Origin of the sequence: Paenibacillus tundrae (genome assembly GCF_030812775.1) — a bacterium.
Lineage (GTDB): Bacteria > Bacillota > Bacilli > Paenibacillales > Paenibacillaceae > Paenibacillus > Paenibacillus tundrae_A.
Map to the genome: position 1 here is coordinate 78,958 of NZ_JAUSTI010000018.1, position 24,446 is coordinate 103,403.

The 24,446-nt window shown below is 45.7% G+C and carries 22 protein-coding genes; 14 read left to right on the forward strand and 8 right to left on the reverse strand.

The features are described from left to right. Position 1 precedes the first annotated feature (1 nt). The 4 genes from J2T19_RS23740 to J2T19_RS23755 all read left to right on the forward strand — a co-directional run bounded on the left by J2T19_RS23740 (position 2) and on the right by J2T19_RS23755 (position 4,740). Entirely contained in the window at positions 2-1,174 is a 1,173-nt protein-coding gene (locus J2T19_RS23740) for an acyltransferase (protein ID WP_307220218.1), read from the forward strand. Positions 1,175-1,567: 393 nt separating this feature from the next. Further along, positions 1,568-2,656, forward strand: coding sequence for an HNH endonuclease (locus tag J2T19_RS23745; RefSeq protein ID WP_307220221.1), 1,089 nt, complete (start codon positions 1,568-1,570; stop codon positions 2,654-2,656). Positions 2,657-2,930: 274 nt separating this feature from the next. Next, positions 2,931-3,566 (forward strand): TVP38/TMEM64 family protein, encoded by a 636-nt coding sequence (locus J2T19_RS23750; protein ID WP_307220223.1) that lies wholly within the window; start codon positions 2,931-2,933, stop codon positions 3,564-3,566. A 97-nt stretch (positions 3,567-3,663) separates the two neighbouring features. After that, entirely contained in the window at positions 3,664-4,740 is a 1,077-nt protein-coding gene (locus J2T19_RS23755) for a DUF1835 domain-containing protein (protein ID WP_307220225.1), read from the forward strand. Positions 4,741-4,816: 76 nt separating this feature from the next. Here J2T19_RS23755 and J2T19_RS23760 read toward each other — a convergent pair whose 3' ends face one another. After that, entirely contained in the window at positions 4,817-5,347 is a 531-nt protein-coding gene (locus tag J2T19_RS23760; RefSeq protein WP_307220227.1) for a cupin domain-containing protein, read from the reverse strand. A 281-nt stretch (positions 5,348-5,628) separates the two neighbouring features. Beyond that, positions 5,629-5,802, reverse strand: coding sequence for a CsbD family protein (locus J2T19_RS23765; protein WP_307220228.1), 174 nt, complete (start codon positions 5,800-5,802; stop codon positions 5,629-5,631). Between the two features lie 675 nt (positions 5,803-6,477). Here J2T19_RS23765 and J2T19_RS23770 point away from each other — a divergent pair. Both J2T19_RS23770 and J2T19_RS23775 read left to right on the forward strand, forming a co-directional pair. Beyond that, positions 6,478-6,924 (forward strand): DUF1641 domain-containing protein, encoded by a 447-nt coding sequence (locus J2T19_RS23770; RefSeq protein ID WP_307220230.1) that lies wholly within the window; start codon positions 6,478-6,480, stop codon positions 6,922-6,924. Between the two features lie 23 nt (positions 6,925-6,947). Continuing rightward, positions 6,948-8,129 carry an NAD(P)/FAD-dependent oxidoreductase gene (locus J2T19_RS23775; RefSeq protein WP_307220232.1) on the forward strand — a complete coding sequence of 394 codons (1,182 nt, stop codon included), beginning with the start codon at positions 6,948-6,950 and terminating at the stop codon, positions 8,127-8,129. Positions 8,130-8,190: 61 nt separating this feature from the next. Here J2T19_RS23775 and J2T19_RS23780 read toward each other — a convergent pair whose 3' ends face one another. Next, the gene (locus J2T19_RS23780) at positions 8,191-8,778 is read right to left on the reverse strand and encodes a hypothetical protein (protein ID WP_307220234.1); all 588 of its coding nucleotides are present in this window, start codon (positions 8,776-8,778) and stop codon (positions 8,191-8,193) included. A 332-nt stretch (positions 8,779-9,110) separates the two neighbouring features. Here J2T19_RS23780 and J2T19_RS23785 point away from each other — a divergent pair, with 332 nt between their 5' ends. The 6 genes from J2T19_RS23785 (at position 9,111) to J2T19_RS23810 (ending at position 15,769) form a co-directional block, all read left to right on the forward strand. Continuing rightward, positions 9,111-9,755 (forward strand): SDR family oxidoreductase, encoded by a 645-nt coding sequence (locus J2T19_RS23785; protein WP_307220270.1) that lies wholly within the window; start codon positions 9,111-9,113, stop codon positions 9,753-9,755. Between the two features lie 297 nt (positions 9,756-10,052). Further along, positions 10,053-10,808 (forward strand): response regulator transcription factor, encoded by a 756-nt coding sequence (locus J2T19_RS23790; RefSeq protein ID WP_307220236.1) that lies wholly within the window; start codon positions 10,053-10,055, stop codon positions 10,806-10,808. Then, complete coding sequence (locus tag J2T19_RS23795; RefSeq protein WP_307220238.1) at positions 10,805-12,181, forward strand: sensor histidine kinase; 1,377 nt, start codon at positions 10,805-10,807, stop codon at positions 12,179-12,181. Before J2T19_RS23790 ends, J2T19_RS23795 begins: the two co-directional genes overlap by 4 nt. Positions 12,182-12,259: 78 nt before the next feature. After that, positions 12,260-13,060, forward strand: a complete 801-nt coding sequence (locus tag J2T19_RS23800) for a PepSY domain-containing protein (protein WP_307220240.1) — start codon at positions 12,260-12,262, stop codon at positions 13,058-13,060. Positions 13,061-13,180: 120 nt separating this feature from the next. Beyond that, on the forward strand, positions 13,181-13,810 hold the full coding sequence (locus J2T19_RS23805; RefSeq protein ID WP_307220243.1) for a PepSY domain-containing protein: 630 nt from the start codon (positions 13,181-13,183) through the stop codon (positions 13,808-13,810). Between the two features lie 444 nt (positions 13,811-14,254). Then, a complete protein-coding gene (locus tag J2T19_RS23810; RefSeq protein ID WP_307220245.1) occupies positions 14,255-15,769 on the forward strand; it encodes an RICIN domain-containing protein in 1,515 nt (504 codons plus the stop codon). A gap of 190 nt (positions 15,770-15,959) precedes the next feature. On the opposite strand, the gene J2T19_RS23815 is transcribed toward J2T19_RS23810, so the two are convergent. From J2T19_RS23815 to J2T19_RS23835, 5 genes are read right to left on the reverse strand one after another with little or no spacing between them, the layout of a single operon-like run. After that, a complete protein-coding gene (locus J2T19_RS23815) occupies positions 15,960-16,676 on the reverse strand; it encodes a GntR family transcriptional regulator (protein ID WP_307220248.1) in 717 nt (238 codons plus the stop codon). A 39-nt stretch (positions 16,677-16,715) separates the two neighbouring features. Continuing rightward, the gene (locus tag J2T19_RS23820; protein WP_307220250.1) at positions 16,716-17,636 is read right to left on the reverse strand and encodes a ComEC/Rec2 family competence protein; all 921 of its coding nucleotides are present in this window, start codon (positions 17,634-17,636) and stop codon (positions 16,716-16,718) included. After that, positions 17,633-18,499: a carbohydrate ABC transporter permease gene (locus tag J2T19_RS23825; protein ID WP_307220252.1), complete on the reverse strand. Its 867-nt coding sequence runs from the start codon at positions 18,497-18,499 to the stop codon at positions 17,633-17,635. Before J2T19_RS23825 ends, J2T19_RS23820 begins: the two co-directional genes overlap by 4 nt. Before the next feature lie 31 nt (positions 18,500-18,530). Then, the gene (locus J2T19_RS23830; protein WP_307220254.1) at positions 18,531-19,778 is read right to left on the reverse strand and encodes an extracellular solute-binding protein; all 1,248 of its coding nucleotides are present in this window, start codon (positions 19,776-19,778) and stop codon (positions 18,531-18,533) included. Between the two features lie 13 nt (positions 19,779-19,791). Beyond that, positions 19,792-20,631 carry a carbohydrate ABC transporter permease gene (locus tag J2T19_RS23835; protein WP_307220256.1) on the reverse strand — a complete coding sequence of 280 codons (840 nt, stop codon included), beginning with the start codon at positions 20,629-20,631 and terminating at the stop codon, positions 19,792-19,794. Positions 20,632-20,883: 252 nt separating this feature from the next. On the opposite strand from J2T19_RS23835, the gene J2T19_RS23840 reads away from it, so the two are divergent. Both J2T19_RS23840 and J2T19_RS23845 read left to right on the forward strand, forming a co-directional pair. Further along, positions 20,884-21,669 (forward strand): ABC transporter ATP-binding protein, encoded by a 786-nt coding sequence (locus J2T19_RS23840; RefSeq protein ID WP_307220258.1) that lies wholly within the window; start codon positions 20,884-20,886, stop codon positions 21,667-21,669. Position 21,670: 1 nt separating this feature from the next. Beyond that, positions 21,671-23,332, forward strand: a complete 1,662-nt coding sequence (locus J2T19_RS23845) for a hypothetical protein (protein WP_307220260.1) — start codon at positions 21,671-21,673, stop codon at positions 23,330-23,332. Positions 23,333-24,446 lie beyond the last annotated feature (1,114 nt).

Here is a 24,446-nt window from a genome sequence, read left to right on the forward strand (position 1 = left end):
CATGAGTGAGACAATCAAAAGAGAGCGGATTCCAGAGCTAAATCTGGTACGTGCCATGGCTATTATCGGCGTGCTAAGTGTGCACTCCACTTCATACGCCACCGTAGACATGACCGGCTCAGGATACTACTGGCTGTATAATTTTATTAATATTTTTATGAAATATGGTACGCCGACCTTTATCTTTATGAGTAGCTTTGTGCTGTTCTACAACTATTATTCTCGTCCGCTAGATAAGAAGTTAGTAAGTAATTTTTACAAGAAAAGATTCGTGTATATTTTACTGCCTTATTTCCTGTTTTCGTTGATGTACTTTGTATTGCTGCATTACATCCATTATCAAGGTCGTCCATTTGGAGAGTCAGCCCTTAGCTTCGTCACCAAGCTCTTCACGGGTAAGGCATATACGCATCTGTACTTTGTGTTTATCAATATGCAATTCTATCTGTTATTCCCGTTTGTGCTCTGGTTGCTCAAGAAGTATCCTTCCGTTGTGAAGTGGTCCGTGCTGATTGGGTTACTTATTCAGTGGGCTTTCATTGTGAGTAATAAGTATGGATTCCAAGTTCCTAACAAAGGTAGCTGGGCGTTCTCCTACTTCTCCTACTTTATGTTAGGTGCCTTCATTGGGGTGTACTTCCCTAAGATCAAACAGTGGTTTGTCATTAGTCGAGCCAATGCAACCAAAGGACGAGTCGCTTCATGGGTACTGCTCTGGGCTGTATGGATCGTTGCTGGTCTTGGGCATGTGTACATTTATTATCTACTGCGTCTGAAGATCGCAACCTATAACACACTATGGTACGAATTCTTCTGGAATCTGCATACCTTCGCTTGTGCGCTGGTTCTGATCCAGATCTCTTATCTGCTCTATCGCAAAGGGCCAGCATTCATCGTTAAGCCATTTAATCGACTGGGTGCGCTGTCTTTCGGCATTTATCTGATTCATCCGTTCTTCTTGCTCGTTTATCGGAACTTCCCTCCACAAACGGGTACGTCTTGGCTGCTTCACCTCTGGTATGCTGGGGGGTTCGGGGTTGCCTTGATCGCATCGTGGATTGTCGTAGGTTTGACAGCGAGATTCATTCCATTCGCATGGGTCTTCTTCGGTAATCTGCCTAAGCCTAAACCACGCCTTGTGCCACAGCAAAAGTCAGGACAACTGGATGCATAATTATATTTATTTTCCATCATAGGAATATAGAGCTGTTTCTTGGACGACCTTAGGGTTGAGCGGGAAACGGCTCTTTCGTATGTCGTACGGGTATTCGCCATGGGGAACGAATGTTTCTTTTTCGCGTACGAAGGGTAATGAGACATCGGAACACGATTACCAATTCTTTTTGATGAACAGGAACAAGGTGAGATAAATGACAACATGTCAACAATGCGGGAGACCGATGCAAGATATATTAGAATACGTAGAACATATCCTTCATGAATGTGAGCAGCCGCAGGAGTTTGGCACTGAGGAATATCAATCAGGAGCTCATGAGGGTGTTCGTGAGCAGATGTGATACAATAGAAAGAAACCGGATTCATAAGGAACCGAGGTGACGACATGGAGATGGGCACGGCCCCTTTCCGGCAACATATGACTGAACATGAAGCGCAGCAGACGAAGACATGTATGTATTGCGGGCAAAAGCGTCCGTTGTCCGAATTTCGGCGCAGAACCGGGAAACGCGCCGTCCCTGGCGCCAGAAGAGGAGCCTGCCGAAGCTGTCGGAAGTCTGATGTGCAGGCAGCCGACAGTAACATCTCCATGCCACATGTAAGGCATTCCGAACGAGCGAATAGCGAGAAGCGCGTTATATCATCTGTGACTGTATCAGCAGATTCTGCCGTGCGTTCAGTATCCGTGCAAGCGAGCAAGGATAGCTCTGCTTCGTCTGTGATTGAATCCACTTCGGACAAGCAGTCCTTATCATTGAGTGAGTCTTCCTCTGGACAACGTAAGAAGAGAAGAAGGAAAAGAAAAGCGAAACGACCTGATACTCTCCTGGAAAAAGGACAAACAAAATCAGAGCCTGACCAACTGTCGGATCAGAAGCTGACTGTAGCAAATCCGGAGCCGAAGAGTTCAAACGAAGACTCATCTCGTGTGACGATACCGACACATCGGACAAGCTCACATGGGACTCGCAATCGTGGGTTAAGTACAGATCGTCGTCAGCGCCGTCAGAATTCAGCAGAGCCTGTCGCTATTGATCCGGAAGATCCTTCTTCCCTTCGAACCAACAGACAGGGACTCATCCGAATGCGTGGCAAAACGGACAAGGGACGCCGCTGGCATCAGGAGATTGATATGGAGCTTGCTGTCACGCTGGTGAAGGAAAAGGCTGCAGTGGTGGTCAACCGATATACCATTCGCAGATTATTCAGCAATAAGGATTTTAAACGGTTTATTCTGAATCGTGATCAGTATACGTGTCACTTCTGTGGATCGTATGGAGACACGATTGACCATCTGCTTCCCCGAGCCAAAGGTGGACATACAACACCGCTCAATTGTGTATGTGCCTGCAATCTATGCAATCAATCGAAGGCTGCTATGGATGCGGATGAATTCATGCGATCCGGCATTCCGGAGTGGAATGCAGCACATCAGGAGGAATTGATTCAGATACAGCTACAAGAGGCGCAGTTGGATTAGAGCGTTAATCGATCTTAATCAAATAGGCGCTTTGAAATATGCATTATGGAGAGCACACCCGAACTTGTGTTGGGGTGTGCTCTTTGTGATGTCAGGATTTGATGGGATGTCCATAGTGAACTGTGAATATTTCTTCAAATTAACAACGGTGGGAAGTACATCTGTACGTTATACTGGGAGTAGTGTTTGGTGAGAGCTTTCCGAAATGAAATAGAACAGTTGTTACTTATTATAGATTGGAAGGATGCAGATGAGCTTGGTACCCTTGGACATAATGTCCTATATCACGGAAGAAAATATACGTTATTGGTTAGAGCAGTTTCGCTCGCTTGGGCCATTACCAGGGATTCTGCTCACCTTTATGAAGTCATTTGTACCACCGCTGCCCACATTGCTTATTGTTGGAGTGAATGGTGCGGTGTATGGACTATGGGCAGGATTTATATATTCATGGATCGGCATGGTGTTAGGCTGTACGGTTACGTTTCTACTTGTAAGAGAAATAGGTAAGTCTGCTTTTGTAGAGCGATGGGCGAATAAACCCCGTGTACAACGTAGCATGGTGTGGATTAGGCGGAATGCGTTTAGTTATGTTTTTTTGCTTAGTATATTTCCGGTTGGGCCGTTTGTGATTATTAATGTAGCGGCAGGTATCGCCCGTATGCGGTTGCTATCCTTCTTGCTCGTCGTTGGCTGTGGTAAGGCCATTATGATTTTCTGTGTAACGTACATCGGTTCTAACGTCGAGCAGTTCCTGGAGCATCCTATTCGTTGGGGTGGCGTATTGTTGTTTATCGCTGCATCTCTATGGGCGAGTCGTAAGTTAGAGCGTCATTTTACTCGTTCATCGTCCAATATGGATGGTGCAGATGAACTTGGTGCATCTGGGGGCAAGTCCATCTCCTCTTGAGCCTTGTGGGGTGGGAGAATGATGTGCATGGTAGAGTAGGCTGGTGTTTACTTGTGAATGGCTAATGGTGAATGACTAACGATAAAGGAGAATCCGTATGATTGAGAGCATTTTTGATTTTGATCAAGAGTTGCATCACATGAATGAGGATGAGCTGCGTATGTTGTTACGTGAGCTGTATCTTCGTGCAGATCGGGCAGTTAGTCAAGAAGTAGATACAGGTCGTACGGATGAATTTGCCGCTAAAGTTCAGTCGATATTTAAGCGATTGGATGACCGGCGAAATCGGGATCAGGCTGAGAAACAGGCATTGGAAGCACAGAAAACGCATGAAATACACATTGCATTTGGAGACTCACCGTTAGGCAGTATTAAGGTGGCGATGGGCAACGTTCCTGGACGTTCAGGGCGACGGTTTTTCTCGATGAGTGACTACTATGCAATTGGACCATTAGGTGATCTAACGAACAAATTAAATGTGCAACGCAGACATCTGTGGCTGCTTGAGCGATTTCACATGAGTGAACATGGTAGGTATGCGGCTCAAGGGGTAGACGAACTGCTTCACATCAATCAAGTGGTTAGCTCCATTGACGAAGAGACCCGAATTACGATCTGGTACGCTAATAATGGCCATGAGCGAACCGGGCTCGTATATGCCATGCATTTGCTGCGTGACAGGAAAAGCCCCATCTATGTCATCGAAACGAAAGAGTTATATCCACAATTGTTTAATACACCGGAAGTACAATACGAAATACGTGGTACGGGTGAGATCCCTCCCGAGAAATTACTGAAAATGTGGCATCACTGCGAGCATGATGAACCGTTATCTTCCGAGGAGCGCAGACAAATGGAGCAAGAGTGGCTGCATCTGTCTGCACAGCCTGGACATTTGCGCTTAATGCAAGATGGGATCATCCAAAGTTTCTCTGAGGACGCCATTGATGAGTTCATTATGCAGAAGTTTACCGAGGTGGCGTCAACAAGACAGCCTGGGGAATTCATTAAGTCAGCTCGTATTGTAGGTGAAGTGCTGGGTCATCTGGAACAAGCTGTCGGCGATACTTTTATTGAGTACCGTATACGTCAGCTTATTCTACAGGGACGACTCGATATGGAGGGCATGCCTCATGCAATGCGATTTTATAGTATAAGACTTGCCAACAGCTAGTCGAAAGAGAAATACTTTTGATATCCAAGGAAGCTGGGTATCACCACGTTTGTTTATTTGGAAGTTCGGGAGTTCTTCAGTCTTGATAAGCTTCTGTACGTTTACCCCATAGTTTCAGCAGTGGTCCATCTTCTCCATACACCGGATCGGTATCAGGTAAAGGAACCTCCTGAATCTCACGCAGGGCTTGGGGACGTTCGTTTGGATCACCGGTGCGCGTATTATAATTCATCCCAGCAGGATAAGCGCCTGCGATACGGAAATCGAGGCTGGCATGCAGCCGTTTGTGCCCTGTTCCTGCAGGAAGTACAACAACATCACCCGCTTGTAAAGTAACAACGTGACCATGTTCACCGCCGAGAATGACCTGAACGGAGCCGCTAATGACGGCTAAGGCTTCATGTGCATTACTGTGATAGTGGTGATAATCAAACACGCCATTAACCCAGCTGTTGCCCCAGTGATGATCATTCATCTTCTGTTCTGCCGAGGATGGATTGTCTGCCCACACCCCGTGGTATATAAGCACAGGAAGTGTGGGATGGTTAGGGATTACCCCATCGTCATGTAGAAATAACGTCTGTACCTGTGGATCGGTTCGCTCCATGTATAACACACCCTTCTGCGATTCATTCTACGTTACTATACGATTCAATCGTGATGATCAATCTATATCGCCCGAGCAAAATCGTAACAAAAAAAGCCAGGGAAGGGGTAGTACGAACACACCTTCCTCGGCTTTTTTGCACCTCTGTCCTAAGACTGACCTGATGATCGTTATTAATGGACAGGGGAGTTATGCTATATCTGTTCCCGATCTAGTATTGAAGCCCATGAAATGTCTTGTCATGGGTCTGCTCATCAACTAGATTACAGGAATCAGATGTATTAGTTATGTTTTTTTACATCAGCAATTTTGTCCTGAACAGCACCTTTGGCTTTATCCTTTTTACCTTCAGCCTGAAGGGATCTGTTATTTGTTGCATTACCGATCTGATCCTTCACTTCGCCTTTAGCTTTGTTCACGCCTGCTTTGATTTTATCGCCAGTTGAATTACTCATATCGAACATCTCCTTCGTTATCTGGTGTAGTCCTTATTAACCGGTTTGCTGGAATTCTAAACGATGACTTGTTCATAAGGAGCCAAACTACAATCCTTAATTCAAGCTAAATAAAGATGTTCATATCGGGAATAAGGGTGGCTTCCTCGCCGCATAATAACAGGAGTGACCAATTCGTTGCATAAAAAACGAGGTTTTGGGAATCTTTTCCTTTAAAAACAAATGAATAGTTCCTTCGCTGCGTACATATCGCACATATAGCCATATGTGATCTCGTCTTCATACCACATGTGGTAGAAATGCGGATCTTGGACTGGAGGAAAGATCCTTTTGACGAGGCCGTAAACCTTGACAAAAATATCGATTTTGTTACAATGTTCACAATATCTTCACATGTGTAAAAAATTTCTTTTTCATGTTGCTGTGTAAGAGGTGTAATATAGGGGTATAGAGTTCGGTTTCGGCCTGCTTGTCGTTTTGTGCGTCAACACATGTTGCACGCAATAGATCCTAGATACAATACATCATGTGAGAGCGGCTTTCGGGATTCGCTCATTCTATTGTGTGAAATTTGGTACATTTAGTTGTATTGATGTATTTGTGGTTCGGCTCTGCTTGACAGGCATCATGAAAAGTTGCGGACTTCTATCCCAAAGTAAAGGAGGACTTTCTCTTATGTCACAATCGCCTACTCAACAAGAGGTGCCGGGTACAGAAGGTGCCGACGTTTCCCAACGCCAGTCCTTGGATGTACTGGATCAACTGATGAAGCCTGAGGTACAGGAGTCTTTGACCGTTCTGGTGGAGAACCTGCCTAAATTGGCTGAAATGGTTACTGCAATGACGAAAGCTTATGACTTTGCTCAAGGCATCGCTACAGACAAAGTTCTGATCAGCGACACAATGAGTGCAATGGGTGAATTCGCTAAGCCAGTTGTAGACAAAGCTAAAGGTGTAGCTTCCGCTGCAATCGAAGCAAATGATCGTGCGCAAACAGAGCAAACTTCGGTTGGCTTGTTCGCTATGCTCAAAATGCTTAAAGATCCAAACGTACAACAAACGCTTCGTTTTGCTCAATCATTCTTGAGTGTCCTGAACGAGCGTCAACAACAGCAACGTTAAGATTAGAAGAACGGAGGATGGATATGTCGAAGCAAATTTTGATCTTGGGCGGAGGTTACGGCGGTCTTTTGACTGCGCTGACTGCGCGTCAACACTTGACCCCGGAAGAAGCGACTATTACAGTCGTGAACCGTTACCCTACGCACCAAATTATTACGGAACTGCACCGTCTTGCAGCGGGAAGCATTGCTGAAAAGGCAGTTGCACTTCCACTGGAGAAATTGCTGCGTGGCAAAAATGTGAACTTGAAAATCGATACGGTGGATACAATTAAGCCGGACGAGAAGAAAGTTCTGATGACTAGCGGCTCCACATACTCTTACGATGCACTGGTTGTAGCTCTGGGTAGCGAAACAGCTTACTTCGGAATTCCGGGATTGCAAGAGTACAGCTTCACACTGAAATCTGTTAGTGATGCAAACCGTATCCGTGCTCATGTTGAAGCACGTCTGGATGCATACAAACAATCCGGCAACAAAGCAGACGCTACGTTTGTTATTGGTGGCGGCGGCTTGACAGGTATCGAGCTTGTCGGCGAATTCGTTGACCTTCTTCCTGGCGTATGTAAGGAAAAAGGCATCGACTTCAACGATATCTCCCTGTACACCGTTGAAGCAGGTCCTTCGATCCTGGCTGGTTTCCCGCCAGAGCTGGTTGATCGTGCGAAATCCAGTCTCGAAAAACGTGGCGTTAACTTCATCGTTGGCGTAGCGATTACAGAGATGAAAGAAAACGAAGTTCTGTTGAAAGACGGCAGCTCCATCCCTACGAACACACTCGTATGGACTGGTGGCGTTCAAGGTAATGCGGTTGTTGCTAACAGCGGAATTGAAGTGGATCGTGGCCGTGCTAAAGTTACGGAAGTTCTGCAATCCACATCCCACAAAGATGTGTTCGTTGCTGGTGACAGCGCGGTGGTCTTCCCTAGCGAAGGCGCTCGTCCTTACCCTCCAACAGCACAACTCGCTTGGCAAATGGGTGAGACTATTGGTCACAACTTGGGCGTAATGTTCAAAGGTGGCGCAATGGAATCCTTCTCCCCAATCTTCTCAGGTACACTGGGAAGCCTTGGACGTAAAGATGCTGTCGGAATGATCGGTGGCAACCAAACTCGTCTGAAAGGTCTGCCTGCAACAATGATGAAAGAAGCAAGTAACATCCGTTACCTGTCTCACATTCATGGTTTGTTCGCACTGGCTTACTAATCAACATATCTTTAAAATGCAAAAGGACGCTCTTACGGGAGCGTCCTTTTTGACTTATTCCTTAAGGAAGAACCTTCATTTTGATGTAGTGAACTTTGGGATACGCTGTCGTATCGGCAATCTGTTCAGGAACAATGCCGATGTTAATAGATGCATCTGAATAGGCCGAAGCGGAAATCATATATTCTTTCTCAGAGAGGGTCTGGTCAAATAATTTAACGAGCCCTTTATGAGCAACGGATTTCTTTTGAGGTAACGGACGGTATATCGTCTTTTTCGAAATGACCCCTCCATTGGAATACATGAACGTATAATAACCATTCCCTCGATCTACATCGCTAACAACGGTAATAACCATGTAAGGGGGGATATCGTCCGAATTGTCCACAATCTTATATCTACCCAAATCCTCCTGATGCGTAAGCTCCCCATAGGTGTACTCTTCAAATGAAAGTTCAACGGCTTGATTAACGCTGTTGAACTCAATGATCGAGTGGTTATCCGTCGTATTACTTAAAATCTGATTGACTGAATCCTGCGAAGATATGTATGCCGTATCATCTGGTATGAAAGAACATCCTTGTTGCAGTATCAACACTAGAGAAAAGTTGATAAGCATAATTAACTTTCGATCACTTCTTTTTACCATAATTATGTACCCTTCTGTTTGAAGAATGTAGAAATTCAGACACTTAGAAAAATATTACATCTAATTACTAATTTTACATGAAATATATGCTAAGCAAAAGTGATTTTGAGTCGTCTTTTATACCTTTTTATGATCTGGAAATGAACTGTACATAGTGATATCCGGAAGTGGTTTATGTCGAGTGTGCTTTCAATCTAATAACTGATAGCGTGTAACTTGGAATGACGTAGAAATGATAAGGGTACTTATGCAGCAGGTTAAATTTTTCGACTTTCGTTTAAATTAGAGATATATCGTATGACTGATAAATTACTAAAGGAGCGTGTGACATGATGAACGTATTAGTAGTTGGAGCAAATGGACAGATTGGTAAGCTGTTGGTGGAACAGCTAGTGCAGGAAGGCAAGCATCAAGTCACGGCGATGATCCGCAAACCCGAGCAGGCAGATGCGCTGAAGGAGATCGGTGCGAATGTCGTCATGGGCGACCTAGAGGGAAGTGTTGATGATCTAGCTCAGGCGATGAAAGATCAGAACGCGATTGTGTTTACAGCGGGATCAGGCGGCTCCACGGGACCGGACAAAACACTGCTGATTGACCTTGATGGTGCGGTGAAAACGATGGAGGCTGCTGAGCAACAAGGAATCTCCAGATACATTCTGGTCAGTGCATATGGTGCGGATCAGCGTGATAAATGGCCAGATGAGATCAAGCCGTATTACGTGGCGAAGCACTATGCGGATCGTGCGTTGTTTGCAAGTGAGCTGAATTACACCATTATCCGCCCCGGCGGTCTGAAGAACGAATCAGGTACAGGCCAAGTTGCCGTTGGCACAGATCTCAAACCGGGAAGCATTGCGCGTAAAGATGTAGCTCGTGTCATTGCCGCTTCCTTGCAGGAAGAAAAGACATACCGCAGAGCCTTTGATCTGATTGCAGGAAATGATTCCGTTCAGGATGCGTTAAGTACGTTATAAAGCGATACGGAAGGTTGTTCTGTTATCGGGGTGCTAAGTGAAAATAAATATAGTTCAATCAGTTCAACTACATTTTTTACACGGGAACGGAGAGGACAGAAATAACATGAAGAAGCGGAGCGCTCGCCTTTATCACCGGATTTTCCCTTTGAAGAAGGGAATCAAAAAAATCTGGGGATAACAGCGATCGGAAGGTTATTCTGTCATCGGAGTGGTAAGTGTAACTATACTTTAGTTGAACGTGGATATGTTGTATTATACGGGAAAAGGAATATGGGAAGTGAGGGGGAGCTCTGTATGAATGAAGCTGTATTGGTGATTGAGGATGAACCGAAAATATCGCGCCTGCTTGAACTGGAACTGCAATATGAGGGGTACCAGGTAGGTAAGGCGGGCAGTGGAACAGAGGGACTCGCAATGTATGCGGACAGGCAGTGGGATCTTATCCTGCTGGATATTATGTTGCCTGGTCTGAGCGGGATGGAAGTGCTGCGCCGTATTCGTGCGAAGGATGCGAGAATTCCAATTCTCATGCTTACCGCTAAAGATTCGGTAGAGGACAAAGTGTCTGGGCTCGATCTCGGAGCCAATGACTACATCACTAAACCATTTCGAATTGAAGAGCTGCTTGCTCGTGTGCGGGCAGCACTGCGATTAAGTGCGGCAGCATCAACCGTCTCATCTACCTCTGCATCGACATCACCGGACATGAATCATGTTTCTTCTGCGAGCTCCCCTGAGCTTACTTCAGGCTGGCTTACTGCAGCTGGACTGAAATTAAATGAAGGTACACGGGAAGTATCCCGGGATGGCACACAGATTGAACTTACCCCGCGTGAGTTCGACTTACTTGTATATTTGCTTCAGAATCAGCGTCAGGTACTTAGTCGGGAGCAGATTGTACAGGCTGTCTGGGGATACGACTATTATGGAGATACAAATGTGGTAGATGTATATATCCGATATGTGCGCAAAAAAGTAGATAACGGCTTCACACCGCCACTAATACATACCGTTCGGGGCGTCGGGTACGTCCTGAAAGAACAGTTATGAGCTTGAGAAGTAAGATTTACGGATACTCCTCCGTACTGTTTGCTGTGCTGTTAATTGCCGTTAATCTGTCCGTATATATTGTATTTGAGCGAATGTCGATGAATAACGAGATGAAGCGGATTGAAGGAGAAGCGGAGTCTATTGTAAAAGGAGTGCGTCAGTCTGCCGGATCGATTCCGCCGGACGACTTGTTGCGTGCCTACGCGCCGCTGGACGGCATGCTGCGGATCGTAAATGAGGACGGCACTAGCTCCGCACCGGTAACGACAGAGTCAGGAGAGCAGCTCAGCAAGCTCTCCTATACATATGAAAGTGAGAAGAGATCCGAGCACCTCCAGATTGGAGAGATCGGTTATGTGTGGGTATCACTACCTGTTATCTGGCCGGACGGTGAAGTGGTGAATGTGCAAGTCACCGAGAGCATTGCCGAGACCGAGCGCGGTTTATCTGTGCTTCGAACTGTTCTAGTTGCTGTGACAATCATTGCGCTCATTCCCGCCATCATCTCCAGCCGGATTCTAGCTAACCGGATGACTAGGCCAATCCAACAAATGACACATACGATGGGAGACATCCAGTCTAGTGGTCAGTTCAAGCGTCTTCCGCTAGATGCCAAATCCAAGGATGAATTGAATACGATGGGACAAACGTTTAATCGCATGATGGATCTGCTGGAATCGAACTTCGAGCGGCAAGAACGATTCGTCTCAGATGCCTCTCATGAATTAAAAACACCGCTGACCATTATTGAAAGCTACGCGAGTTTGCTCCAGCGACGAGGAAAGGAACGCCCTGAGGTGTTTGACGAAGCGGTTGAAGCTATTCTGTCCGAGTCCATTCGTATGCGGGAGATGACGGAGCAACTGTTATTGCTAGCGAAGCAGCCAGAGCAGTGGAATGTGCAACTAGAGAGAGTGGATATTAACCGACTCGTGCAGGACTCCACGAGAGCATTCCGTGAAGCCTACCATCGTGAGGTGATCTGTCACGATGCTGGACAGACATGGGCTATCAGCGATGAGAGTAAGCTGAAGCAGCTCTTGTTTATTTTGCTGGATAACGCCCGAAAGTATAGTGAGGAACAGATTGAAATTCATGTTAAGACGCATCAGCAGGAACGCTGGATCCAGATTGTAGACGCAGGGATTGGGATGAGCGAAGCGGATCTTGCCAAAGTATTTGACCGATTCTATCGCGTGGACACCGCAAGAACGCGTGGTAGCGGCGAGGGCGGATCGGGTCTGGGATTGTCTTTGGCTAAGGATATTGCCGGAGCGGTTGGTGCACGTATTGAGTTGACCAGCACAGAGGGTGTTGGGACGACAGCTACGATTATTTTGCCATCTTCTGTACAGCGTGGCTCACTCTCATGAAATTCTCATTCTTCTCTTATATACTGATGACAGGATCACTTTGTCGGATCAATAGAGCGTATTGAAGGAGGGAAGAGCATGGAGGAACATCGGGAGCAGGCTGAAATGAAACGGGAGGAACATCGTGGTTCCAACTCTTCAAGATTCAGTCGTCGGGTATGGTGGAGCTTGGCGGCACTGGTGCTGTTGTTGATATTCGCAGTTAGTTGGTGGAAGCCGTGGCAATCTGGGCGTGTAATGTTGACGGCAGATGCCGCTGAGCAATCGGTGCTAGCCCAATATCCCGGGGGAGAGATTGTCAACTCTACGTTGAAGGATGGAACGTATCTCATGCAGCTTCGAACCGAAACCGGGTTATACGATATTCAGCTTGATGCGGTAACTTCTACGGTGAACTCCATTAAACGACTGGAATCTAACCCGGAAGCCGAAGAGAAAACGTTGTGGAGCCGTGAGCAAATCAAGACCGAATTACAGAAACAAACGGATGGCGAATTAGAGTCGCTTGAACTGGTTGAACAAGAAGGTAGCCCGGTATATAACGCTATATTGATTATGAAGGACAATAGCCGTGAGCAGTGGACGGTTGATCCCTATAACGGGCAGAAGCAGTCCTCGAAAGTATTGGATGCTCCTGCGGTAAACGAGCCAGCCCTAGAAAACAACAAGCCGCAGTTCTTGAGCGAGAAGCAGGCTGAGCAGAAGGCACTTGCCAGAGTGCCAGGGGAAGTGGATGATATTGAACTTCGCGGCACGAATAGCGGTAATCCATATTATCTGGTTGAAATTGATCTGGAGGATGGCAGGGAAGCGATTGTTCAGGTGAATGCAATCTCGGGTGCAATCCGTTCCGTAACATGGGACGAGGATGAAGATTAACGGGTTCTCCTCATTTTCTCATCAAATTCTAATGTGTCTCTCGCTGAGCTCTCATTCGCACAGGTTATTCTATAACTGTAGACGAGAACGAGAACAACACAACCGAGGAGATGAATGATGATGAACAAAACTAAACTATGGATTGGAAGCTTATCAGCAGCCGTATTGTTGGGAGGATCAGCGGTAGCTGCGAGTGGAAGTGTGAATGGACAATCGGTACAGACGATACCAACATCTACTTCGCAATCGACAACCCAGAACCAAACTAACACTGGAAAATTACTGACGGTGACACAAGCCAAAGCGGCGGCGCTCAAAGCAGCCGATGGCAATGGTAAAGTGGACGATGTGGATCTGGAACGCCGTAATGGACAGATTATCTATGAAGTAGAGATCGACAGAAGAGGGAGCGATGACGTTATCGTTCGTTTAGATGCTTACACAGGCAAAGTTCTTGCAGTCGTAAATGACGACGACGATGATGACGATGATTATAACGGTGCTGTAACCAACAATTCATCTAGCACATCTGCATCGGATCAGGTTAAATTAACGGTAGCTCAGGCTTCTGACATCGCATTAAAACAAGTGACAGGTGGCAAAGTAACCAAAGTCGAGCTGGATCATGACGATGGTCGCTATGTCTATGAAATCGAGTTGAGAACTGCACAAGGTGAAGCTGATGTGGATATCGATGCAAACACAGGTAAAGTGCTATCATTCGATCAAGACTTTGATGACGAAGATTAAGAACTTTGATTCATTTTGATTCTTAGTTGAGAATAAAAGATTACAATAAAAAAGATACACTTGCAGAGGGCGCTTCGATGAAGCGTCTTTTTGCTGTGTAGCGGCAGTAGCGTATGTCCACTCCCATTGTGTAGCATGTTGTGCAATAAGATATTGGGTTCACGGTGAACGACTACCTGTCTATACATTATAGTATCGAGTATGTAGTGCAAACGCACATCGGTCTGATCATTTCTGCAATTAGATGTGCATTCGTACATGTTCCACAGAATTGTTCACTATTCAGCAACAAGCAATATGGATACAATTGGAAACAGGAGGTGAGTGCTGAACCAAAAGTATGGAGTAAGCTACGACATACTGAATTGAGGAATTGCACAGGAAGAGGAGGCATCTTAATCTCTTTTGTAAGCGCTTCACTAAAATCATTGGAGGTGTAGCTGTATGCATATTGCTCATTATCAACATAGTGATCACATGAATAAGAAAGGTCGTCGTTTTTCACGCCATTTATGTTATCTTCTCGCTCTAATTCTAGCCTTCCAGGCATTAGGGGCGCTCCTTGTTCCGGGATCGTCTGCTTCAGCCGCTCCAGTCAACATAACAAATGGGATTCAGTTCAAGGATACCAATGGTAACGTGATCCACGCTCATGGCGGCGGGATGATCCAAGCAGATGGCTTTTATTATTGGTTCGGAGAAAATCGCAATCCCAATGGAACATTTAAGGCGGTGTCCGTCTATCGTTCATCGGATCTGAAAAACTGGGAATATCGCAATGATGTGTTAACAAGTCAATCGGCAACAGAGCTGAACATATCCAACATTGAACGTCCCAAAGTGATTTACAATAGTGCGACAGGAAAATACGTGCTCTGGATGCACAAAGAGAATGGTCTCGATTACGGCGAAGCCAAGGTAGCTGTTGCTACCTCAAGCAAAGTGGATGGGGACTACACGTATATAGGAAGCTACCGTCCACTTGGTTATGATTCCAGAGACATGACCGTATATAACGATAATGGAACAGCATATCTCATCTCAGCTACTCGTGTGAATGCAGATCTGAATATATACAAGCTCACCCCTGATTTCCTCGGTGTGGAGTCATTAGTGACCACATTATGGCCTGGGCAATATCGAGAGGCACCAGCCATTTTCAAGAAAGATGGCGTGTACTTCCTCATTACGTCGGGAGCAACCGGCTGGAATCCGAATCAGGCTAAATATGCAACAGCAACAAGCATTACCGGTACATGGAGCGGACTGAGCAACTTTGGGGATAGTACCACTTATGGATCTCAATCGACGTATGTGCTTCCGGTGGAAGGTTCTCAAGGCACGTCGTATCTCTATATGGGTGATCGTTGGGCTGGTGCGTGGAGCGGCCCTGTACAGGATTCCAAATATGTGTGGTTGCCGCTATCCTTCCCAAGTGCAACGAGTCTAGCGATGAATTGGGCAAGTAGCATTACGATTGATACAGCCACAGGAACGATCACAGGTAATAATGCTCCCGACGTTTGGGATGCGAATGCTTCCTACCAGTTCGTCAGTCGGAAGAGCAATAAATTGCTGAATGTCATCGGCGGATCATCTGATAATGGTGCCGATCTGGAGCAGCGTGCAGATCAAGGCAGTACAAGTCAGCAGTGGCAGATCACGGATGCAGGAGGTGGGTATGTCAAAATCATCAATCGTGCCAGTGGCAAACTCATTGGTGTTGAGAATGGTTCCACAGCCGATGGTGCTGTCATTGAGCAATGGAATGACGGAGGCTGGGCGAGCCAGCAGTGGCAGCTCGTCAGCGTTGGTGGAGGATATTATAAATTGAAAAACCGGAGCACAGGCAAGCTGCTCGACATATCAGGGCAATCGCTCGCCGATGGTGCAGCCGCAATCCAGTGGACTGATAATGGCGGTACGAATCAACATTTCCAAATTATTAAGGTGCAATAAATCATCTAACCTACCACCAAATTGTCAAATGAGAATTAACCAATGCCAGCCTCCTTATCCCTATTCATGTATAGGTTACGGAGGCTGGCATACAAGTATAACTATGTTATTAACGCACGATCACTTCCGCTATGGTGAGGTAGGACGACTGCGATTATATTAGATGGTACCGCACCTCTGCGATGACCATTCACTTGCGCTCTCTGCGAATCCAGAACTGGAATACATCACTTCTCAAGTAATCAAAGGAATATAATACTTCTCGATTCTGCTGATCATAATGCAATTGTTTCATGAGAAGCACAGGCGTCTCTTCCATATGATTCTGCAACCGTCCTACATACTTGTCTTTCTTCGGGGGAACCACCAACTCCGTGTCTGCTCTAGCGATCTGAATCTTACACGTATCCTCTAGAAACTTGAATAATGACCCCGAAAAGTCCGTACGTTCAAAAGCATCTCCTACCAATGCCTTAGGCATGATATTAATGGAGTAGGTTACAGCCTCTCCATCTGCATATCGGACTCGCTCTACCTTGATTACTGTAGAACCTTCTTCGATATTTAGCGCCTCAGCCCATTCTTGCGTACACGTTACCTCTCCGATCATTTCCTTCGTATCCGTTTCGGTTAAACCTGCCAGCTTAATCATCGTACCAATACTTTGTAAGAACTCCAACCGGCTAGGAATTCCCGGGAGGGGTTTAATGACAAAGGTACCTACACCATGCCTCACCAGCAGCTTTCCCTCTTGCTCTAATAGCTTGATTGCTGCACGAAGGGTCTCTCTGCTAACGCTGAAATGTTTAGCCAGTTCATACTCGGAAGGCAATTTTTCTCCAACATGCCATACCTTGTTCTCGATCATCATTTCAAGTTCATGCTTGATGTGCTGGTAACCACTCAATAATCAAACCTCATCTCCAATAGTTTTATGTCGCCGCTACTACGACTTAACAAGTTCTACCGTTCCGTCCGTCACGTCTAATCGAACGATCCGATGTGTGGTGGATAGCCCTTCCGTGTAATACAGGTGTGCATTGGAATGCTCACGAATTAACGGCTCCATCTCTGCGTGAGGAAGCTGATAGGTTCCTTGATCATCCGCGCTAATAATGACGGCGTGTGGTGCCCACGCCTTAAGGTTATCTACGGATAGTTGGCTCGAGTCACCATGGTGCGGGGCTTGCAGGGTGTGTACCTTTCCGATCTCATCGGCATAAGGCTCCCAATAATCTAGTCCTACATCTGAGGTGAGCAGTGCTACAGAGTTGTCGTTATTTTTAATGAGTACCGCTAATGATGCGTGATTGAGCATCCGGTCAATGGCGGTTAATCGTTCTTTCTCTTGATCTAGCTTGGTTATATCTAATTTGTCGATTTCCTCAGTGAGCCGCGTCCATCTGTGCTGGCTAGGCGTGAGAATGCGGAACTCCATATCTTGCTCAACAATCGTATGACGCTTATTGATTGCGGTCTTCTTGATGCCCAGTTCCTCAATACGATTCAAAATGGCAGCATATAGCGAGAACGAGCCTAGAATTGGTGTGGAATAATCGTTTATTGCACTATGTTGAACGTGCTCAGGCAGAGGTAGATGCAGAATGACCTCCCCAATAGCGACATGACCGAGAATAGGAAGTACACCGCCAATATGATCTCTGTGAAAATGCGATAGAACGAGTACATCAATCTTCGTAATTTCATATTCTCGAAGATACTGCTCCAGACTACAACGACGCGGATTGGTCATCGGGTTCACGTCCCCACCATCTACTACGAGGCAGTAGGTGCAGTGCTCCTCCATCCGCCGAATAACCGTGGCTTCACCGAAGCCAACATTAAGGAAATCAATGAACCATTTCACGCTGTTCCTCCCATCGAACGTTTGATATAGAACACAGAGAACACCAGTACCAGCATCACCATGATCACCGATGCAGCCGCACCATATCCAATCTGGAGATTGTACACGCCTTGTTTGTAAATATACTGGGTGATGGTCGTTGTTGAATTGGCCGGCCCACCACCGGTCAGAATGTTAACTTTATCGAATAACCGGAACGTATCTATGGTGCGAAGCAAAATGACCATGAATAAGGTCGGCATAATGTTCGGCAATGTAATGTGGAAAAAGATGCGCAGCTTACCTGCCCCGTCTACTTTGGCTGCCTCGAATTGTGATCGAGGAACGGACTGTAGTCCTGCATATAACAATAGGAAGGCAAACGGTGTCCATTGCCAAATATCAATGAACAAGATGGCATTGAAGGCAATGTTGATGTCCATCAGGAAGTTAAATGGCCCCACACCGAACCAGTGAAGCAGATGGTTGACGATACCGTTGTGATTGCTCAGCATCATCTGCCAGATCAGAGCCACCGTAACCGGCGGTAATAAAGATGGGATAAGCATCGTGATCCGCAATACTTTCTGCCCGCGTCTCATGCTCTCGATGAGCACGGCAATGCCAAGCCCTAGAGCCGTTTCAATTGAAACGGCCAGGAACATGAATTTGAGCGTATTCCAGACGGCTTGACGGAACTGTTCGTCCTGAATGATTTTGACATAATTGCTGAATCCAATGAACTGCTTCGCATCACTTGTCAAATAATAATAGTCAGTGAAGCTGTTGGTCACGGTATAGATAAATGGGAATACGGTCACGCAGATTAACAGCAACGTTACAGGTGCCAGCATCGCCCATTGAAAGACTCGTTTACTTGCCAAGTTCATTGCACTCCTTTCCGATGAATGAACCTTATTGCATAATGTCATCCATTGCCTTATTGGCGTCTGTTAGAGCCTGTTCCACTGTCTTCGTTCCAGCAATAGCTGCGGACAATTCAGCACCGAGAGCTTCTTCAACTTGAGACCATTTGGCTGTTCTTGGTCTTGCTACCGAGTTTTGCAATGCTTCTAACATCACAGGGAAATGTTTATATTTTGCAGCAAGCTCTGCGTCCTGATAGACACTTTTGCGAGTAGGCACGCCGCCGTGTTCAACCATCTGCTTCTGTGTGTCACTGCTGGTGATGAATGTTAAGAACTCAGCAGCAAGCTCCGGATTTTGTGAGTTAGCAGCTACTCCCATCATCCAGTTACCGATCATCCCTGTGGAGACGGATTCAGCGTCAGATGCAGCTTTGGACGGAATCGCAGTATAATCTGCACTAGCTGTTTCACCTTTGATGAACCAAGACGGCCAACCGAGTGCCATTGCAGCACGACCTTCTGAGACGGAGCCGACAATATCAGTATTTTCATAGTTTTCTCCAACAGCAAGCAAGCCAACATATGTGTCTAATGCTTTACGGCCTGCCTCAGAGTTAATCTGTGCTTTCCAATTATCATCGAAGATCTGTCCGCCATATGCCCAGAACAGAGGCAAGAAGTCAGAAACGATAGGGTTACCCTGCTGACCACGAATCACGTAGCCGGCAGAACCATCTTCTGCTTTAACTGCTTTGGCGGTCTCAAGCACATCTGTCCAGTTCGTTGGAACTTCATGGTTATGACGTTCAAGCAGCTCTTTATTATAGAAGAACAACTGCACATTACCTGAGAAAGGCAAGGCATATAGATCTCCTGTCGCATATGGAGACTTACCCAGAGCAAGAGAGGACTCTTCAAAGTCAGAATCTTCTTGGATTCCAAGGTCGGATAGCTTAGCGAAAATTCCGGCTTCACTGAATTGAGGCATCCAAGGATCGTCCGCCATAATCAGGTCATATGCACCTTTACTGTTCTTCGCATCAAGAGAGATTTTCTGCTTCAAATCTGCCGCTTCCAGTCCAATAATATCTACCTTCACATTGTGTTCCTTCTCAAAGGACTCCTTCACGGCATTCATCGCATCCACATGAGAGCCACCTCTGGCGGCAATGACGAGCTTGTCTGTTCCCTGACTTGAACCTTCTCCCGAAGCCTGACCCTGAGACTGACATCCCGTGAATAGTACTGTGGTGGTTAACAATAAGCTCAGCATATACGACATCTTTTTTCTCATTTTCTCTCATCTCCTATTCTTTAACTGCACCGGCGGTTAAGCCGCTAATAAGATGTTTCTGTAGAAAGATTGCTGTAAGTAGTACGGGCAGTACGGATACGAGACCGCCACCCGCCACCTTACCCCACTCCGTTAATTCCTGCTCACTGTTCAGAGTGGCGAGTTTGAGTGGAATGGTGAAGCTATCAGGGCTTTGAATGAAAATGACGCTGTACAAATATTCGTTCCATGAAGCCATGAAGGATAAGATGGTTACAGCAGCAATGCCCGGTACAACCAGCGGCAGCATCACTTTGGTAAAAATCATGAACTCGGATGCACCATCGATACGTGCACTTTCCTCAATCTCACCTGGCACACCGTAGAAGAATGCCATCATGAACCAAATGACGAGCGGCAAATTCACCAGGACATGTGCGACAATAATCGGAATCTTGGTGTTCAGCAATCCAGCATCATTCATCATGATGTATAACGGGAGTGCAAATGTAATTGGTGGTAGGACACGAACGAGCAAAATCCAGATCATCAGCGAGCTTTTGAATATTCGGTAATGGCTTCGGAACGTTCTGCGCCCAAGCACATACGCCGAGGACAATCCGAACACAAGGACAATCAACAACGAGCTGACGGTGATGATAAAGCTATTGATTAACGGACCCATGTACTGGTCTTGCACAAAAATGTTAACGATATGTTCCAAGGTGAATGATCTTGGAAATATGGATACTTTTGTGAACAAATCAGAAGATTCTTGCGTAGTAATGACGAGCATCCAATAGATTGGAAACAGCGTCCATAGGAGTAGAGTGATGAAAGTTCCATATTTTAGACCTGCGCTTAATCTGTTCAATCTGTTCTCCTTCCCCCTTATATGTCTAGACGTCTATACGACTACTATAAATTTGATTTATTTGCTGAATATCATCGAAATATTAAGCAGTGTTAATTTACGGTGGATTTCTTGCGCATCTGTGCCATAATCCAAACTGTGGTAAACTAGTAGAATTGTAGAAACGAATGTAAAAGTGAACGTTCAAAAAGGACGGTTTTCAGTACCGCCCTCTAAAAGACGATACCAATCTAGATGGGAGCGAGTAACTAGATGAGAGAAGAACAAGTGCTATCCATTGAAGGCTTACGAATGAGATATGATGGACGATATGTATTGAACGGGATTGACCTTGAAGTGAAGCGTGGCGAGATGATTGGATACATAGGTCCGAATGGTGCGGGCAAAAGCACAACCGTTAAGATACTGCTTGGGCTGGTCGAAGGGTATGTGGGGACGGTACGTATTTTCGGCAAAAATATTGAAGATAGTGGTGTGGAGTATAAACGTAGAATAGGGTATGTCCCAGAAGTTGCCGAGTTATATGAACAGCTTACACCAGCAGAATATCTAACCTTTACAGGAGAACTGTATGGGTTGTCCTATGAAGACGCGGATTACAAAGCGAAGCAGTTAATGGAATGTTTCGGTCTAGCCCAGTCGTACAATGCTCGTATTGCCTCATTCTCCAAAGGAATGCGCCAGAAGGTGCTGCTTATTTCGGCATTACTGCATGATCCGGATCTATTATTCCTTGATGAACCACTTAGCGGACTTGATGCAAATAGTGTGATGGTGGTGAAGGAAATCTTGTCTCAGTTATCGGCAAAAGGGACAACCATCTTCTATTCATCACACATTATGGATGTCGTTGAGAAAATCAGTAGCCGAATTGTGCTCATTGCGGAAGGCCGCGTGATGGCAGATGGCACGTTCCAGCAATTGCAGCAGCAGTCGATGGAGGGCTCACTGGAGGAAGTATTCAATCAACTGACTGGCTTCAATGAGCATAAGGCGATAGCAGAGCGGTTCGTCTCGATCGTGCAGGAGGTGTACTGATATGGCGGAATCCTCCGATTTCCGCTCGCTCAAGGTTCTGGATCGTTTCCGGCATGTGATCGCGCGAACCGGAGCGGATTACGATGTGTTGCGACTTATTTTGCGAGTGAAGTTCCAGATGGATCAGCGCCGTGTACCTACCGTTTTGGCAGGTAATTATGGGAACAAGAAACAAAAGGAGGGGAATCTATACCTTCGTTCGTTATGGTTATATGCCTTAATGGGATTGATTATGGTGCCCTTTATTGTCTGGGATACGGGACATTACATGCTTCAGATGAGTATTGTTACGGCGATGTTGATGTTCATGATTATGACATCTATGGTCTCTGATTTCTCTTCCGTGCTACTCGATATCCGGGATCGGAATATCATCATGACTAAGCCAGTCAATGCTCGTACCATCGGCATGGCTCGCGCCATTCACGCCGGAATCTACCTTTTGTTATTAACAGGCTCGCTTTCTATTCTTCCACTGGTGGCAACGCTCATTCGTTATGGGATTGGATTCTTCCTATTGTTTGCCGTGGCGCTTATCCTGATTAATATGCTGATTCTGGTGACCACCTCACTGGTCTATCTGTTCATGATGAAGTTCCTGGATGGCGAGAAGCTGAAGGATATGATCAACATGGTGCAGATTCTATTATCTGTCGGCATTGCCGTGGGGTATCAACTGGTCATTCGCTCATTTAGCATCGTTGACTTCAACATGGTATTTACTCCGGAATGGTGGCAGTTATTCCTTCCTCCAGTATGGTATGCGGCTCTGTTCGAGTGGATTTTCGGCGGGGGTGGGAACGCATGGTTGTATGTCTTCTCGGCGTTAGCCATAGTCGTTCCAATTATCAGTCTGATAATCTACGTGAAGCTTATGCCGTCCTTTGAATTATATCTTGAGAAAATGGCTCACGCCGGTCAGACCTCAGGTCGCAGACGTGGAGGCTGGGATCGGGTCATGGCTAGAATGTTCTGTAGGACGCGGGAGGAGCAAGCGTGCTTTCGATTGTCTGCCAACATGATGCGTAACGAGCGTGAGTTCAAGCTTAAGGTGTATCCTAGCATTGGCTTGTCTCTCGTATTGCCATATATATTTTGGTTTACGTTTATGCAGGACTCTTCATGGGCTGAATTACGGGAGAGCGCACTCTTTTATACCTTATATATTATGTTGTTTGTCGTAGTAACTGTGGTGATGATGCTGAAATTTTCAGGGCACTACAAGGCGTTCTGGACGTTCCGCGCGGCGCCACTTGCCAATGATCATGCACTTTATAGTGGGACGTTAAAAGCCTTTTTGTGCAATATGTTTATGCCTGTCTTTATGATCAATGCGGCCATATTCCTCTGGGCGTTTGGCTTGAGAATTTTACCGGACATTGTGATCATCCTGTTGATAGGAACAGCGCTCATTCCGTTAACTAGCAAACTGTTATTACGTAAGCCTCCGTTTTCGGAGTCGTTCAGTATGGCACAGCAAAGTGATGGATGGCTTGTGTTGCTGGCTTTGCCAGTGCTGGGTTTGTTTGCGGGGATACATTTCTACGTTCAATCCTTACCCGCAGGAATCTGGATTTACATTGCGTTGCTCGTTATAGCAAATGCGATGCTCTGGACGCTGTTATATCCGGTGAAAGGTGTTCGTAAAGTGGTAGCTCATTGAGATGGGATTTGTATATAAAAAAGAAGAAGCCAAGGATGGATCGTCCGAATCCGCTTGGCTTCTCTTTGTTATATGCTGTGCTGTGGCCGACGTAGCGTATGTGATGGATTTCCGACGGATAAAATCGATGTAACTTCCCTCCTTAAAGGAGTGATTTATTGATAAGAGATTGAGAATGATAAATGATAAATATTAAATACTAAATGATATTTGGGCGGCTTTCCGTTTGTGAGTATACTCTGATCGTTTGACCATTGAGTATTCGGGGAAACTTCAACACAGTCGAACGAACCTCACACACCTTATTCAGCCTAATGTAGCCTCTTTTAAAATCTAACGAATCTCACACACGCTATCGAGTTGAAAACAAACGTTTCTCACCCATTTCAAGGGCATTTTAGTAAAATAGCGTGCCTAGGATTCGTTAGCCTTCAATCGGAAGCTATTCTCTCTATATAAGAGGTCTCAGGTTCGTTAGAGTTGTAGTAATCCTAAAGTTGTAATGCAAAACTACAACTCTAATGTACCAAACTACTGTCATGCTACTACTGTGATGTTACTTACTGTAATGCTATTACTATAATGCAAATGCTCTGACTTAAGATCTCAGGTCAGCTGGTCGTCGAGCAAAATAGGAGTGCTGATGAGCTCAATTCTGTTTTCACTTGATCCTGTATTAACAAAAGAAATGCTGAGATTATTTCCCAAAGAGGAAGCTTCATGGAATTAGATGGATGATAACAGGGGTAGGCGATGCCATGGATATTATTAAAAGAACAAGAGAAGCCCATCGACAATTCGTTGGAATCCGAGTGGCTTCTCCTTGTTTAGTACGACAAGTAATACTTATCAGCGGCACCCGCCACACACAAAATATCTGAGTCAGCATCTATGAGCTCACGTTGTAGAGCTTTCCTAAGATGTATTGCTCTTGCTAGAGAAAGCTACAACAGTAAAGGGATGGCTGCCGTGAACGGAACCTTACAACGTTGATCACCTTTAATATAAAACAAAGCGCCGTGTGGTATTATCCCCTTTAAGTAGACACTTAAAAAAACCTTCATGTTATCATGAGGGTTCAAGTGAGACTTGGAGGGGATATTTTTTTATGGCG